Origin of the sequence: Pseudoalteromonas sp. Of11M-6 (genome assembly GCF_022347905.1) — a bacterium.
Taxonomy (GTDB): domain Bacteria; phylum Pseudomonadota; class Gammaproteobacteria; order Enterobacterales; family Alteromonadaceae; genus Pseudoalteromonas.
In genome coordinates, this window is record NZ_JAKRFW010000007.1 from 75,298 (window position 1) to 90,812 (window position 15,515).

12 protein-coding genes are annotated in these 15,515 nt (G+C 42.9%); 7 read left to right on the forward strand and 5 right to left on the reverse strand.

Going from position 1 to position 15,515, the window contains the following annotated elements; genetic code table 11:
• The first annotated feature begins 104 nt into the window (after window positions 1–104).
• A complete protein-coding gene (locus MHN32_RS05240; protein WP_010605348.1) occupies window positions 105–614 on the forward strand; it encodes a GNAT family N-acetyltransferase in 510 nt (169 codons plus the stop codon).
• Here MHN32_RS05240 and MHN32_RS05245 read toward each other — a convergent pair.
• Genes MHN32_RS05245 through MHN32_RS05260 form a run of 4 tightly spaced genes read right to left on the reverse strand, consistent with a single transcriptional unit; the run spans window position 609 to window position 4,888 of the window.
• Window positions 609–1,187 (reverse strand): ABC-type transport auxiliary lipoprotein family protein, encoded by a 579-nt coding sequence (locus MHN32_RS05245; RefSeq protein ID WP_174169266.1) that lies wholly within the window; start codon window positions 1,185–1,187, stop codon window positions 609–611. The genes MHN32_RS05240 and MHN32_RS05245 overlap by 6 nt on opposite strands.
• Complete coding sequence (pqiB, locus tag MHN32_RS05250; protein WP_239421120.1) at window positions 1,188–2,843, reverse strand: intermembrane transport protein PqiB; 1,656 nt, start codon at window positions 2,841–2,843, stop codon at window positions 1,188–1,190.
• A complete protein-coding gene (locus MHN32_RS05255; RefSeq protein ID WP_206471946.1) occupies window positions 2,840–4,033 on the reverse strand; it encodes a PqiA/YebS family transporter subunit in 1,194 nt (397 codons plus the stop codon). Before MHN32_RS05255 ends, pqiB begins: the two co-directional genes overlap by 4 nt.
• A 60-nt stretch (window positions 4,034–4,093) precedes the next feature.
• Window positions 4,094–4,888 (reverse strand): thioesterase family protein, encoded by a 795-nt coding sequence (locus MHN32_RS05260; protein WP_206471947.1) that lies wholly within the window; start codon window positions 4,886–4,888, stop codon window positions 4,094–4,096.
• Window positions 4,889–5,150: 262 nt separating this feature from the next.
• On the opposite strand from MHN32_RS05260, the gene dnaK reads away from it, so the two are divergent.
• The 6 genes from dnaK (at window position 5,151) to MHN32_RS05290 (ending at window position 13,714) form a co-directional block, all read left to right on the forward strand.
• Window positions 5,151–7,073, forward strand: a complete 1,923-nt coding sequence (gene dnaK, locus MHN32_RS05265; protein WP_102058005.1) for a molecular chaperone DnaK — start codon at window positions 5,151–5,153, stop codon at window positions 7,071–7,073.
• A gap of 153 nt (window positions 7,074–7,226) precedes the next feature.
• The gene (gene dnaJ, locus MHN32_RS05270) at window positions 7,227–8,363 is read left to right on the forward strand and encodes a molecular chaperone DnaJ (protein WP_102058006.1); all 1,137 of its coding nucleotides are present in this window, start codon (window positions 7,227–7,229) and stop codon (window positions 8,361–8,363) included.
• A gap of 138 nt (window positions 8,364–8,501) precedes the next feature.
• Window positions 8,502–8,960, forward strand: coding sequence for a Cys-tRNA(Pro) deacylase (ybaK, locus tag MHN32_RS05275; RefSeq protein WP_239421121.1), 459 nt, complete (start codon window positions 8,502–8,504; stop codon window positions 8,958–8,960).
• Window positions 8,961–9,237: 277 nt separating this feature from the next.
• Entirely contained in the window at window positions 9,238–11,493 is a 2,256-nt protein-coding gene (locus MHN32_RS05280; protein WP_239421122.1) for an acyl-CoA dehydrogenase, read from the forward strand.
• A 448-nt stretch (window positions 11,494–11,941) separates the two neighbouring features.
• The gene (locus tag MHN32_RS05285) at window positions 11,942–12,880 is read left to right on the forward strand and encodes a phosphotransferase (protein WP_174169263.1); all 939 of its coding nucleotides are present in this window, start codon (window positions 11,942–11,944) and stop codon (window positions 12,878–12,880) included.
• Between the two features lie 3 nt (window positions 12,881–12,883).
• Window positions 12,884–13,714, forward strand: coding sequence for an EamA family transporter (locus MHN32_RS05290; protein WP_239421123.1), 831 nt, complete (start codon window positions 12,884–12,886; stop codon window positions 13,712–13,714).
• Window positions 13,715–13,740: 26 nt separating this feature from the next.
• Here the strand turns inward: MHN32_RS05290 and MHN32_RS05295 are convergent, their stop codons facing one another.
• Window positions 13,741–15,384, reverse strand: a complete 1,644-nt coding sequence (locus MHN32_RS05295) for a S8 family serine peptidase (protein ID WP_235367373.1) — start codon at window positions 15,382–15,384, stop codon at window positions 13,741–13,743.
• Between the last annotated feature and the right edge of the window lie 131 nt (window positions 15,385–15,515).

Below are 15,515 nucleotides of genomic sequence, written 5' to 3' on the forward strand. Positions count from 1 at the left end.
AGTGATGATTAAAAGCTGGGAAAATTCGTTTCCCAGCTTTTTTATTAGCTTTTGCAAATGCTAAAGTATAAACGGAAATTAATTACAGTATTTTCGGAGACTAGATGGTGATTGTGACGGGAGAAAAGATCTTTTTAAGAAAGGCAAATTTAAATGATGCGGGGTTTTTACTCAGGCTTTTGAATCAAAAAAGTTTTATCGATAACATTCGGGATAGAGGCATAAAAACACAAAAGCAAGCTGAGGAGCATATCGAGCAAGCTTACCTAATTCCTTATCAAATCGGTACGCCAGCGCCTTACGTTGTTGTTGAACTTAGTAGCAATACGAGCATCGGAGTATGTGGCTTATATCAAAGACCTTTTTTTAATATTCCAGACTTAGGTTACGCGTTTTTAGATGATTTTACAGGGAAGGGTTATGCTTCCGAGGCTGCCAGATTGCTAATGGAATATGTTAAATCAGAAGGGATCCACCCTAAGCTGAGTGCTATCACGCTAGAAAGTAATGCAGCTAGCATAAGCCTGCTTAACAAAGTGGGATTTAGTCGTATTGGTAAAATAATAATTGATAACGATTTAACACCTGTGGTGGTGTTTGATTGTCAATTATAATTGTTGACTTATTTGTGTCGTTAGTTGAGTAAAGTTTCTCTGATGTGCCGCAACCAGAGCGCTAAAGCCATCCTGATCAAGAGCTGTTTCAAATTGGAATGGTTGCACTTGAGTTAGTTGATAGCTCCCTTTTGTGTATTGATAAAGATACCAAGTCCCGCTCATCACAGCACCTTTTTCAAAGTGCCCTGCAAACTCATTAATTTCTACAACGAGGCGTTGGTGCTCTTGCGCATTGCGATAAAATTTATCGCTTTTAATTGCAGTAGCTTTGTTGGTTCCATTTAGTGCGTTTACTAAGTTCCATGTCAACATATCGGCGGGGGGTTGGGCCCAAAAATGGAAATTAGCGATGTTTACTCTATTGTCTCGCTGAAATTGCACCAAGGCTTGTTGATCAAACAGTTCGATTAACTGCACTTTATCAATCAGTAGTACACGATTGAGCTCAACTTGCTTTTCGCCTGCGACATTATTTGCTTCTAACTGATAATAACTAACCGGTTGGGATGGATTAGTTATACATCCTGTTAAACAAAATAGAAGCAAAAATATCACAGAGCCAGTCTTCATTTATTTTTTCCTTGGGAGCGGATCCGCGCCACTTTCTTTATTAAAAATAAGCATATTCGGCTGCTCATTCAGCCCTTTAGAAATAGGCTTTAAGCGATTGGACAGGCTTTCAAGCTCCTCAAGGGTATTACTAAGTTGATCCATGACACCTGAGCCTTTTTGGTACTGCGTCATAGTTTGTTCAAATTGCTTTAAGCTTGATGTGAGCTGGCTTAATGTATCTTTTAAGTTCGTTAAATTGCCGCCAACCTTGTCTGTTATCTTGTTGTTATTGATAGACTCTACGAGTTGATTCATTTCCATTGCTAGTAACCTGTGTTGCTGAAGGGCGCCTTCTAGTTCCTTAACAGTTGTTTCAAGAGGTAACCCATTTAACTTGTTCAGTAAGCTTGTGACCTGTTCAGAAAGTGCTGTAATACCGCTCGGAACGCTGGGTAATACCGGGTAAATAGTCGTTTTGTTTGAACTAACGACTTCTGCACTTGGATAAAAGTCTAACTCTATATATACCGCACCTGTTAATAAATTGCCACTTTTTAGTGACGCCCTAAGGCCGTTACTAATCCATTTGTCTATGTTTTCTGACCAATATTTTTGAGCAAGTTGCGCATCTTCGTAAATGCGTCCGTACTCAATTTTAACCAATACAGGCACAGAGGTGTTATTTTGTTGAAAGTATAAAGGTCTATCATCGCTAACACCAGTCGCTGGTACCTGCTCTATTGTGCCAATCCGCATCCCGCGGTATTCGATTGGTGCACCAGCTCGAAGTCCTCGAATTGATTGCTCAAACTCAATAAGATAATAATCGAAGTGATCAAAGCGTTGCTCTAAGGCCATTGCGAAATTTTTGTGCAAGGCGAAGGTTTTATTTTCGAGTGCTTCTTTGCCACTTGGCATGGTTGGTGGATAGTCTACAGAAATTCCGCCTTTAACCATTTTGGCAAGAGATCCTGTCGACACTTCAACACCTTCCGTTGACAGCTTAAAATCAATGCCGGAACTAATCCAAAAAATAGCGTTGTCTGTGATAAGCGTATCGTATGGAGAATAGATAAAAATACCGTACTCCATTTTTAAGCTTTCGACGCTAAAATGTGCAGACTCAACTTGACCCACTTTATAGTTGCGGAAAAATATACTGGAGCCAACGTCTAACACTTCAGCATCTGAAGCCACGAGTTGATAGCGTTTTCCTTGCACTTCTGAGCCGATTAATGCAGGTTCATCCATTAAGGTGAATATGCTCGAACGTGCTTTCGCTTCACCGGGGGATAGCTCTATATACACTCCAGAGAGTAGCGTATTCATGCCTGATATTCCGGATTCGTCAATTCGAGGTTTAACTACCCAAAACGATGAATCTTCAGCTAATAAATCACGATAGGGCTGTAAAATCCTAACTTTCGCAACCACTGCATTTTGCGCTAATTCAAGCTTTAATGACTCGACTAACCCGACCTTAACGCTTTTTACTCTCACCTCAGTTTTGCCTGCAATTATGCCATCTGCGTCAGTCATTTTTATAAAAATAGTGTGGCCTTTATTTGCCTGATGTTGATATAACATCCAGCCTGTGATGAGCAACGCGATAATTGGAATAATCCAAATCACTGAAAATTTTGGTTTGTCTTCTATATCGGCTTGAGTAGTCATTGACTATTTTTATCCCACAATAATCTCGGATCAAAACTATTAACGGCTGCAATTTGGCAAAGCACCATCAAAGTAAAAAACACGATACCAATTTCCGGCTCGACATTTAGCACCGTACCAAGTTGTACCAAAGACACTAAGATTATCACCACAAACACATCTATCATCGACCAGCGACCAATAAATTCGAGCAAGCGGTACACTTTTGTTGCTGTGATTGGGTCTTTGGGCTTCTTAACTCGTATTAGTAAGTAACTCAATAGTAACGCTTTTGCGATAGGAATACATATACTTGCGAGAAAAATAAGTGTTGCTACGGGATAAGAGCCGGCTTCCCAAAGCACTTGAACGCCGGAAAAAATCGTTGCAGGAGTATGAAGCCCAAGACTGATGGTATCCATGATGGGCAGAAAATTAGCAGGTACAAGTAGCACGACGCTGGTGAGCATCCAAGCTAAGCTTTTTTGCGTTGATTGAGATTTGCGGTATTTTAGTTTGGCGTAGCAACGCTGGCACTTTTCGCCTTCACCTAAAAAGCCACAAACCTTGCAACGTTTTAGCGTGGTAGATAAATTCTTTGGTTCGGCCAAGTGACGATTACATTGAGTCTGATTACGCCACATATACTCGTGATCAAAAAGTGAGAGGGCTTCAATAAAACACAAAACGAACAAAATATAGGCCCAAAATCCAAGGCCCATTTCCAATTCAGCGAAAGACATTAATTTAAAAGCGCTTACGAGCACGGCTACTAAAAATATATCGGTGAGATTAAGCGGTTTTAGTGCTGAGAGTAATTTTGCTAAATGCCGAGCATTGTGCGCATTGATGATTTGCCAATACTCGGTGTGTGCAAGCAGTAGCAATGAGCATACGGCAACAGGCATGACTAAAATAGTGAAGGCAAATAATCCAGCGAGAAAATAGCTGTAATGCTCAGCTAACAATATGAGTGCTTGCCAGAGGCTTACAACTTGAGTGATACCGTGTTGTGTGTAGGAGATAAAGTCTGGAAATAAGCTTGCGAATAAAAATAGTAACGCAGAAAAGCTGAAGGCTTGTACTAATTGGTTTTGGTGTCCTTGTACATGACACAACACGCACCGACAGTTTGGGCACACCGCACGCTTTTGGGACTCGATAGAGTCTATTTCAACAAGCGTATCGCATTCAGGGCAAGCTGTAATCACATAAAAATCCGTTGATTTCCTTTTATGCTAGTTTGCTTGATGCGCCCAAATTTATCAATGTTAATCAAATACCGCGACGGTTTGGCGACTTAGGGCGAGCAGCTTGCCATTTTGTGACCAAATTTTTGCATCTTCAATACCATAACCATTTTGGCTATGGTGAGTCACGGCTTCAAAGCCAAGCCAAGACTCTGAGTCGAGTGAAATATCACACAAAAATTCTATGTACCAAGACATACTGCTGGCGGGGCTTGGTGCTTTACACATCTGGAGTAACGTTGGCGGCCATGAGTCAGCAAGTGCCAGTGTATGTAGTTCGCTTACCGATGTAGTTTGTGCTTTAAATCGCATCCAGCCACCCAGATTTGAAGATGGTGCGCCGGAAAATGGCAAAGCGCCTTGCTGAGCATTGAGCGCGACATGTTGGAAAAATGCAGGCATCACATCTTCTTGATATGGAAGAACAGCCTTTGGATTGACATCTGAAAGAGTAGGGCTATCCGCATTTGCAACTTGGATAGCAGATTCTCTATCCTTGCCAAAGCACCCGATAGCAATAAGACAAACTTCGCCTGACTGGATCAGTTGAGTTTGCATTTGGGTTGCATTTTTGCCGCTACGCAAAATGGTTGTTGCAACGGTAAATGGTGCGCCTTCTAGCAGTGGTCCGACAAAATTTACGCTCACAGAGAGCAGTCGACGAGGCTCTGTCAGTTGATGCTTCATGCTTTGCACCGCGATTGCCGCAGACAATCCGCCAAACGCAGTGCGGCCTTGGCACCAACTTGCAGGAAACGTCATTTGTGTTTGCGCTTGCTGTAAATGCTCCGACTGAATAATTTCATCAAATGTCATGTTGTCATTTCTCATTATTTATTATGTTGCATTTAGCATAACTGGTCTAACCAGGTAATCAAGCGTCAAATACAGCGTATTTTCTTCTTCACTTGTTTCAAAATAAGCAATTAAGGGTGAATTTTTGACCGAAACGTTCGAAAAGCAAAAAAATTTCAAATTTTTTCATTTTTTTTTAGTTGTGACGCTTGAATTACAAATCGGTGACCTTATTTATCAAATCAACTAACTGAACAACGAATTTTGAAGTCGGAGATGATTCATGGGTAAAATTATTGGAATCGATTTAGGTACTACTAACTCTTGCGTAGCGGTACTTGATGGTGACAAGCCGCGCGTTATTGAAAATGCTGAGGGCGACCGCACAACTCCTTCTGTTATTGCATTTACAGATGATGGTGAAACACTAGTAGGTCAGCCAGCAAAACGCCAGGCAGTGACTAACCCTAAAAACACACTTTATGCTATCAAGCGTCTAATTGGTCGTCGTTTTGAAGATGAAGAAGTACAGCGTGACCTTAGCATCATGCCTTTCAACATCGTAAAAGCGGACAACGGCGACGCTTGGGTTGAAGTACGTGGGGAGAAAAGAGCTGCACCTCAGATCTCAGCTGAAGTTCTTAAGAAAATGAAGAAAACAGCTGAAGACTTCCTTGGTGAACCAGTAACAGAAGCAGTTATCACAGTTCCTGCATATTTCAACGATTCACAGCGTCAAGCAACTAAAGATGCTGGTCGTATTGCAGGGCTTGAAGTTAAGCGTATTATCAATGAGCCAACAGCAGCTGCACTTGCTTACGGCATGGATAAGAAGCAAGGCGACAACGTTGTTGCAGTATACGACTTAGGTGGTGGTACATTCGATATCTCAATCATCGAGATTGATGAAGTTGAAGGCGAGCACACCTTTGAAGTACTAGCAACTAACGGTGACACTCACCTAGGTGGTGAAGACTTTGATAACCGCGTTATCAACTACCTAGTTGCAGAATTTAAGAAAGACCAAGGCATCGACCTAAAAACCGACCCGCTAGCGATGCAGCGTGTTAAGGAAGCGGCTGAGAAAGCGAAGATCGAGTTGTCTTCAGCACAGCAAACTGAGGTAAATCTACCTTACGTTACTGCTGATGCAACAGGTCCTAAGCACATGAACGTTAAGCTAACTCGTGCAAAACTTGAGTCACTAGTTGAAGACTTAGTTGCGCAATCAATCGAGCCACTAAAACGTGCACTTGCTGATGCAGACCTTTCTGTAAACGACGTAAATGACATCATCCTAGTCGGTGGTCAAACACGTATGCCACTGGTACAGAAAACAGTAGCTGAATTCTTTGGCAAAGAGCCACGTAAAGACGTTAACCCTGATGAAGCGGTAGCAGTTGGTGCGGCGGTTCAAGGTGGTGTACTTGCGGGTGACGTGAAAGACGTACTACTACTTGACGTTTGTCCTCTGTCTCTAGGTATTGAGACTATGGGTCAGGTAATGACTGCGTTAATTGAGAAAAACACGACTATTCCAACCAAGAAGTCGCAAACTTTCTCGACAGCAGAAGACAATCAGTCTGCAGTAACAATTCACGTACTACAGGGTGAGCGTAAGCGTTCAAGCGATAACAAGTCTCTAGGTCAATTCAACCTAGAAGGTATTCGCCCAGCGCAGCGCGGTGTGCCACAAATCGAAGTTACTTTTGATGTGGATGCTGATGGTATCTTACATGTGTCTGCGAAAGACAAGGACACAGGTAAAGAGCAGAAGATCACAATCCAAGCTTCTTCAGGTCTAAGCGACGATGAAGTTGAAAAAATGGTACGTGATGCAGAAGCAAACGCAGAAGAAGATAAAAAGTTTGAAGAACTAGTTGGCGCTCGTAACCAAGCTGATGCACTTGTTCATGCTACACGCAAGCAAGTTGAAGAAGCGGGTGACGACCTTCCAGCTGATGACAAGACAGCAATTGAAGCTGCACTTGGCGAGCTAGAAGCAGCAATCAAGAGTGATAGCAAAGACGAAATTGATGCTAAGACACAAGCACTAGCAGAGAAATCGCAAAAGCTTATGGAAATCGCTCAAGCAAAAGCGCAAGCTCAACAAGCTGGCGGTGACGCAGGTGCCCAACAAGGTTCAGCGAAAAAAGACGACGACGTAGTTGACGCTGAATTTGAAGAAGTTAAAGACGACAAGTAATTGTAGTTCTTGAAGGAGGGCGCGCTGGCTGTATGGCTTGTCGCGCCCTACGTGTTTATAAATTAGACTGTTGTCTGGCATTAATTTGCAAGCGACAGAGCTCGGCAGAGTTTGCAACGATGTAAGTTGCCAAGAAAGAGTAGTGTGATAAAAATGTCTAAACCTGACTATTATGAAGTATTAGGTGTTGCGAGAGACGCCAGTGAACGTGACATTAAAAAGGCGTATAAACGCCTTGCAATGAAATATCACCCTGATCGTACTGCTGGTAACGCTGAACTCGAAGCGAAATTCAAAGAAGTAAAAGAAGCTTACGAGGTATTGACTGATAGTCAAAAACGCCAGATGTATGATCAATACGGCCATGCAGCTTTCGAACAAGGTGGTGGTGCTGGTCATGGTGGATTTGGCGGCGCTGGCGACTTCGGCGATATTTTTGGGGACGTATTTGGTGATATTTTTGGTGGTGGCGGTGGTCGTCGTCAATCAAGACAACAGCGTGGTGCAGATTTAAGATATAACTTAGAGTTAAGTCTTGAAGAGGCAGTACGTGGGAAGGAAGTGGATATCCAAGTACCAACTTGGGTGAGTTGTAAACCATGTGACGGCAGTGGTGCAAAAGCAGGTTCTAAGCCTAAAACTTGTACAACCTGTCATGGTGCAGGTCAAGTACAAATGCGCCAAGGCTTCTTTGCAGTACAGCAAACTTGTCCAACTTGCCAGGGCACAGGTCAGATCATTTCAGACCCATGTAACAGCTGTCACGGACAAGGCCGTGTAGAGAAAACGAAGACACTTAACGTTAAGATCCCAGCAGGGGTTGATACGGGTGATAGAGTACGTTTGTCTGGCGAAGGTGAAGCGGGTGCGCATGGTGCTCCAGCTGGCGACCTGTACGTACAAGTGAGTGTAAAAGAGCATCCAATCTTCGTACGTGACGGCAACAATTTGTACTGTGAAGTGCCAATTAGCTTCACAACGGCAGCACTCGGTGGTGAGATTGAAGTGCCGACCCTAGATGGCCGCGCAAAACTGAAGATTCCATCGGAAAGTCAAACTGGCAAAATGTTCCGTATGCGTGGTAAAGGCGTGAAATCTGTGCGTAGCGGTGCAGTAGGCGACTTAATTTGTAAAGTTGTCCTTGAGACGCCAGTAAACTTAAACGAGCGCCAAAAAGAGCTTCTGCAAGAGTTTGAAGAGTCTATGGGTGAAAACAACGGTAAGAACCGTCCTAAGGCACAAGGCTTTTTTGACGGCGTTAAGAAGTTCTTTGATGACTTAACTAAGTAACTTAAGCTTATTGAAAATGCCCGCTGCGATAGCGGGCATTTTTGTTTTGACGGATGATGGGTCTCATCGTAAGGCGATAGCATAAGCGTTTGTTTCTTGGTATAACAGAAATCAACATCTGCTTAAAAGGAGTTTGTAATGACACCGGCAATTAACCTACTTAAAAAGGCGAAAGTGGCGTTCCAAGTGCTGCAATTTGAGCACGACCCTAACGAGCACGACTTTGCTAATGAAGCGGCGAAAAAGCTCAACCTAGACCGAGAAAAAGTATTTAAAACCCTGCTGATTGACGTTGATGGTAAATTGTATGTAGCTGTTTCTCCCGCCACGCAACAAGTGGATTTAAAAGCCTTTGCTAAAGCGTGTATGGGGAAAAAAGCACAGCTTGCAGATCAACAAAACGCGCAAAAGGTAACTGGTTATTTAATTGGCGGTATAAGCCCGTTTGCGCAGAAAAAGCAGCTGCCCACGTTACTTCACGAGAGTGCTTTAGCATTTGAGCAAATTTATGTTAGTGCGGGCAAGCGGGGAGTTGAAGTCGTTGTTTCACCTGCTACGGTAGAGCAGCTATGCAAAGCAAAAATCGCACTGTTTTAATGGCAGTGCTGGTTTTAAAAACCATCTTTATTATAGATAAAATGTCAGTCTAGAACTGCTAAGGGTGTCAAAGTCCCTCTTTTACTCCTATTTCCCCCCTAAGAACAGTAATTTACTTTTTTCGACTTACAGCTGTAAGCCATTAATTTAGCAGTCATTTATATTAATCACTCGATAACTCAGTAAAAAAGCCGTTAAAAAATTAAGTAGAGTAATTGATCTAAACGAATTTTTATGCCGTAATGTAGATATATCTATCTGGTCGGATGAGTTAATTATGAGCCTAAGAACGAATTTAAGAAAGATCCTCCCAAGCATTTCAATTACAGAACAAGAAGCATTAGATGCAGGTGATGTTTGGTTAGAAGGGTCAATTTATCAAGGTAAGCCTGACTTTTCGGCGCTTCGTGCTGTACCTGAAGCCAAGCTAAGCACAGAAGAGCAAGCCTTTTTAGAAGGTCCAGTTAAAGAATTAATGGGTATGATCGATGACTCGGAAATTCAAAATGGCAAACACTTGCCAGAGCATGTGCTTGAATTTTTGAAAAAAGAGAGATTTTTCTCTTTGATCATTCCAAAAGAATACGGCGGTCTAGAGTTTAGCCCTTACGCAAATTCAACGATTGTAGGTACGATTGCGACTAAATCCTCTGCGGTAGCGGTAACGGTGATGGTTCCTAATTCACTAGGTCCGGGTGAATTATTGCTTCATTACGGCACTAAAGAGCAGCAAGCGCACTACCTTCCTCGCTTAGCAAACGGTCGTGATATTCCATGTTTCGCGCTAACAAGCCCTGAAGCTGGTTCCGATGCCGGTGGCATTCCGGACCAAGGTATTGTTAAAAAAGGCATGTATAACGGTGAAGAAGTACTTGGTCTTGAAGTAACATGGGACAAACGCTATATCACACTTGCGCCGATTGCGACGGTACTCGGTTTAGCCTTTAAAGTATTGGATCCTGAGGGATTACTAGGCGGTAAAAAAGAACTAGGGATCACCTGTGCGTTAATTCCACATGACCATCCAGGTGTACAACTTGGTAACCGTCATGACCCTATGGGAATACGCTTCTATAACGGTACGACACGTGGTGAAAAAGTCTTTATCCCAATGGACTTTATCATCGGTGGCCAGAAGAATATCGGTCGCGGTTGGCAGATGTTGGTAAGTTGCTTAGGTGCAGGGCGTGGTATTTCTTTACCGGCGCTAGGTGTTTCAACTAGCCAAGTCGCATTGAAATCGGCATCTGAATATGCGGCGGTACGTGAGCAATTTGGTCTCTCGATCGGTCAATTTGAAGGTATTCAAGAAAAGCTTGCAGATATTGCAGGCAAAGCATACATGCAAGAAGCGATGCGGGTATTAACAACAGAAGGTTTAGGTATGGGTCTTAAGCCATCTGTAGTAACAGCAATTGCAAAATACCACATGACTGAAACTGGTCGTGACGTATTGGACTCAGCAATGGATATTCTTGCAGGTAAGGCTATTCAAAATGGTCCTCAGAATACCCTTGCAAGCGGTTATGTTGCCCAGCCAATAGCGATTACCGTAGAAGGTGCAAACATCCTAACGCGTAACTTGATGATCTTTGGTCAAGGTGTAATGCGCTGTCACCCATATCTACAGTCGATGGTTGAATCTATTCACAGCGAAGAGAAAGACGCCGACAGTAAATTCCGTGGTATTTTGACAAAAACAGTTAGCTATAGTGTTGCCAACAGCTTACGTGCTTTCAAATATGGTCTTATGCCATTTACTGCTGATGCAAAATCACCATTACCTGAAGTGCGTGCGTATGAAAAAGCCGCGCATAGATTAGCAGCTAAGCTTGCGGTATACGCAGACTTTTCATTGCTCGTACTAGGTGGAAAACTGAAACAAGCAGAAATGCTGTCAGCACGCCTTGGTGATGTAATGAGTCACTTGTATGCAGCGATGGCTTCAATCAAATACTATGAGCAAAAAGTAGCAGTAGCAGAGCGTGAGCAAGCAGCACCTTATTTCCATTATGCGACAAGGCATGCACTTATCAGTGCAGAAGAAGCGCTACATAAATTCTTAGATAACTTCCCGGCAAGTGGTACTCGTAAATTTATGCGTGTGATCACGATGCAGTTTAGTGGCAAACAAATGCCTAAAATTAATGATGATATGATCAGAGAATTAGCCGCCGCGGCGCAAATGGATACGCCAATCAAAGCGCAGCTTACTCATCTTGTGAAGCCTACCGCAGGTGATGGTCATGATATCAATGAGCAAGCATATAAAGCTAAGATGGGTTGCCTTGACCTGCTTGCCAAAGTTAAAAAGGCAGTTCGCAAGCGCGAGATCCAACCAGGTGTTCGTTTCGAACAAACATTAGATAATGCGCTCGTTGGTAACCTTATCAACGAAGAAGAGTATGCAAAACTGGTTGATTACAATCGCAAGCGTGAAAAAGCAATCCGAGTGGATGAGTTTGACTTCGATTTAAACTTGTTAGAGGAACAAAGTGCGAAAGAAACAGTCAAGCAAGCCGTGAATGAGTAAGTTAAACAAATAACTTTTTTGTAAAAGTAAAAGCCCTTAACCAATTGGTTAAGGGCTTTTTCATGTTGGGTAAAGATAATAACACCAGCTATAATTATCAAGCACTGTAAAACGGTTTGCTTATTATACCAATTTTTTGTTAATACTTGCTCAATTTGAAGGAGCATATCTGACGTTAACAGCGTTAAAATTTTTATTTAGAACAACTAAATAGCAAAATTTTTGCCTTGTCTATATGGATGTAGATACCTTGGCGGTAACAGGATGCGGTAGCGGAGTTATCGACAAGATTATCTCGTCTCAAAATAGATCACTTAATTAAGCAAATTGGTATTCGTAATAGTAAGTAAGGGGTTGTACTGTGTTTAAGTAACCTGAGTTATACAATAAAGAAGTTTGGCTATTTATTGAACGGCTCTCAGGTTAAATAACAAAAGGGTGTAACACAGTGAAAATAAGTATTCCGAACGATGTAATTTCTGCGCCTATGTCAACACAGCAAGAGCAACAATTATGGAGCGGTTGTGGTGATATGTTATTTATCAATCATGATGCTGGGAAGCTTGCAATTAAGCGCACTAAAGTGCCTAGTGACATTGCACATCGGCGAATTGAACAATCTTCAGTAGCGCTTGCGCGTAAAGCTAAGTCTTATCAAGTAGAACGTCACTTTTACAAGCATCATGCATGCGAGTTACTCTCACCCTGTAATACGCCGAGTTATTTAGGTGAAGGGGTAAGTGAAGGGATGGACTACATCGTCTTTAGAGACTTCTCAACTCAAGGTTTTTCGCAAACCGCTAATCCATCCGAGTCACAAATATTAGCAGTGATAGGGTGGTTAGCTAAATTCCATGCTCACTTTTTACAAAGTCCTGCAGAGCATGTGTGGGAGCAAGGAAATTATTGGCACCTAGATACACGACCGGATGAACTTGAGCGAATGCAACACAGTAGCATTAAACAAGCGGCACCTCGATTACGAGATCGTATCAAAAATAGCCATTGGCATACTTGGATCCATGGCGACGCTAAGCTTGCTAACTTTGCCTTTAATGGCGATCAAGCACTGGGATTCGATTTTCAGTATGTTGGAAAGGGTATTGGTGTATCAGACTTAATGCTGTTTATTACGTCGGTATTAGACGAAAAAGAACAGCTCCTGCATGCCGATGAGTATCTCAAATTGTATTTAGATATGTTGAGAATAGAATTATTAGGCAAAGCAGCCTCTATTGATATCGCTCAGATCCTTTCTGAGTGGGAGTCGTTGTGGCCTGTGGTGTGGGCTGACTTTTATCGCTTTCTGTTGGGTTGGAAACCGGACCATGTAAAAATCAATGATTACATGAAATTTCAAACGGAAATAGCATTACAACAGGGATAATAAATGGCCATAGCCTTATTCAGTGCGTTAAATTGGGCTGTATTTGATTTTTTACGAAAAAGGCTAGCAAGTCATTATTCAGCCGCACAAATGTCGGTGATATTTAGTCTGCTAGTCTTACCTGCATACGTAGGCTATTGGTTGGTTTTTGACAAACAGCTCCCAAGTTCTGCTTATCTAGCGCCTGCGATAGCTAGCGGAATGTTGGCTGCAATTGGTAGCGTAAACTTTATTCAGGCGCTTGCGCTTGGGCGAATGGCGGTTATCCTGCCTCTGTTATCTATCACTCCAGCACTTGCAGGTGTGTTTGCTTGGTTGCTACTTGGAGAACCTTTAACCACGCTGCAGTCAATGCTAATCGCTGCGATTGTTCTCGCTTCATTTTTATTGCAAGGAGGCAGATTCTCTTTTCAAGAGCCAGGTGCAAAACAAGTTGCAATCACCTCTTTTTGCTGGGGGCTTTGCATCGTGTTCGATAAACAGGCTTTGCAATACAGCTCGCTCTCTTTTCATGCTGGGTTTCTAACCTTTATGGTATTTTTTGTTAATCTAATCTTGTTACGACCACAGTTTAAAAATCAAAATTTCCGCGCACATTGGTTGCTCTGGACTATTTCTGCAGTGGTATTCGCTGTCGCTGTTATCTTCCAAATGCATGCGTTAACCGAAATTCAGCCGGGGCTTGTTGAAGGATTGAAAAGAGCCATTGGCATAATCAGCGCGAGTATGCTTGGGATGTGGTTTTTTAAAGAGACAATTTCAACAAAAGAATGGCTTATGATCTCTGTTATTCTGTGTTGTAGTGCAATGTTAGCATTAAACAGTGGCGCTTAAGCGCCACTTAAAATGACTAATTGGTATTACTTACATTGCGCGACTTTAGTCCAAACGTTTGAATAGATCTCTGGGCTTGCGCCTTGTGACCAGTACGTAGCACGGTATTCAAAGCCTTTGAATGAAACCCGGTCGCCCGTATTGTAGAACTTAGTTGCATTCCATTCTTGGATACCATTGCAGCCAGCTGGTGCATCACTAACGGTAACTGCTAGAGTCTTAGAAGCAGTTCTGTTATTTGAAGCTGTCACAGTGAGTGTCACTTGGTATGTACCAGCACTTGCGTAGGTGTGTGATGGGTTAGTTTGTGAGCTTGTTGCACCGTCACCAAATTCCCACTGATAACTACCTGCTGTTGATTGGTTGTTAAATGTCGCAGTGAGGCCGGACACGCTGAAGTTAAAGTTTGCATTGACTGCACCTGAAGTATCACAACCATTATTTGTTAGATAATCAACCGCCGCTTTTGCTTGCACAATACCATAGCCGTAAGAAGTATCACGACCTGCTTGGCCTTTGTCTTTTGCTGTTGTATTCAACACTTGGCGAATTTGCTGAGCTGTACATTGCGGGAAGTGGCTCCACACTAGTGCTGCGACACCAGAGACATGCGGTGTTGCCATTGAAGTCCCACTAATACTGCGATACGCGCCATTATTCCAGGTTGAGTTTACACCAACACCCGGGCCTGCAATTTCTACTTGGCTGTTGTATTGAGAGAAAGAGGCTTTTGACTCAGAACTGTCTACTGCTGCCACGGATACAACTGCATTATACGATGCTGGGTAGCTCAACGAGCTATTACCCGCGTTGCCTGCGGCTGCGATATGTAGCATGCCACGCTGATAACTCTGCTCAAATGCGCTTCGTTCTGCCGTAGAGCTGCCGCTGCCACCTAAACTCATGCTGGTTACATTGGCGCCAGCCTGCTCACACTGCTCAATTGCTTTAATGAGGTCGGAACCGTATGCCCAGCGGCCTTGGTCATTAAACACTTTAACAATATGAAGACCTAGTTGCCCTGATGGATTCACCCCGACCACACCTGTGCCATTACCACCTAAAGCGGCGATTGTGCCGGCAACGTGTGTTCCGTGGCCGTTACCATCGTTACTCCACACACCTGTATCGTAGTTACCGTAGCCATCATTACCTGTAATGCCTGTGCTAGGTAAATCTTGGTGACCTAGCGTATAACCTGTATCCATAATACAGACTTTACGGTTGCCGCTGTAGCCGTCAGATACTTGGTTAGCCTGCACCATATTAATGCCATAAGGTGTGGTTTCAGCGAGTAAATCAATTGCCGAAGTTTTTACACTTGGCAAATAGCGTTTAGGGTCAACTTCTACGTGTGCAATATTACCGCTTGCTTGTAGTTGTTGCATTTGCGTAGAAGAAACTTCGGCGACATATGCATTAATGCTTGGCAATGTGTTGACTGCAGCAGTACCCAAGGTGGAGTAGGCAGCTTCAGACAAAGCCTGCGCTTTAAACTGCGCCGTTTCCGCTTGATTTAAGCGCACTGGCAGAACATTTGGTGTTGCGCTGTCTTTTAACGTGACAATAACGCGCTGTGTATCTGCGTGAGCAACTGAAAGGCTTGCACAAACGCAAGCGCTAAGGGTCGAAAGCTTAAGAAGTTTTACTACTGTATTACTGTTTTTCATATTTCACCTGTTTTACATGTTGTTTACGTTTGTTACTAAAACAGGTGTTGACATCGCTGTCAATGCGTAAAGATTAGACAGGTGTAAATTGCATTATCTTTCTGGGTTTTGTTTATTGCATTAATTAATCG

Coding starts and splice junctions, on each gene's coding strand:
- MHN32_RS05260 (WP_206471947.1), bottom strand. CDS start 4,888: ATGACATTTGATGAAATTATTCAGTCGGAGCATTTACAGCAAGCGCAA.
- MHN32_RS05290 (WP_239421123.1), top strand. CDS start 12,884: ATGGCCATAGCCTTATTCAGTGCGTTAAATTGGGCTGTATTTGATTTT.
- MHN32_RS05245 (WP_174169266.1), bottom strand. CDS start 1,187: ATGAAGACTGGCTCTGTGATATTTTTGCTTCTATTTTGTTTAACAGGA.
- MHN32_RS05295 (WP_235367373.1), bottom strand. CDS start 15,384: ATGAAAAACAGTAATACAGTAGTAAAACTTCTTAAGCTTTCGACCCTT.
- dnaJ (WP_102058006.1), top strand. CDS start 7,227: ATGTCTAAACCTGACTATTATGAAGTATTAGGTGTTGCGAGAGACGCC.
- pqiB (WP_239421120.1), bottom strand. CDS start 2,843: ATGACTACTCAAGCCGATATAGAAGACAAACCAAAATTTTCAGTGATT.
- MHN32_RS05240 (WP_010605348.1), top strand. CDS start 105: ATGGTGATTGTGACGGGAGAAAAGATCTTTTTAAGAAAGGCAAATTTA.
- MHN32_RS05280 (WP_239421122.1), top strand. CDS start 9,238: ATGAGCCTAAGAACGAATTTAAGAAAGATCCTCCCAAGCATTTCAATT.
- dnaK (WP_102058005.1), top strand. CDS start 5,151: ATGGGTAAAATTATTGGAATCGATTTAGGTACTACTAACTCTTGCGTA.
- ybaK (WP_239421121.1), top strand. CDS start 8,502: ATGACACCGGCAATTAACCTACTTAAAAAGGCGAAAGTGGCGTTCCAA.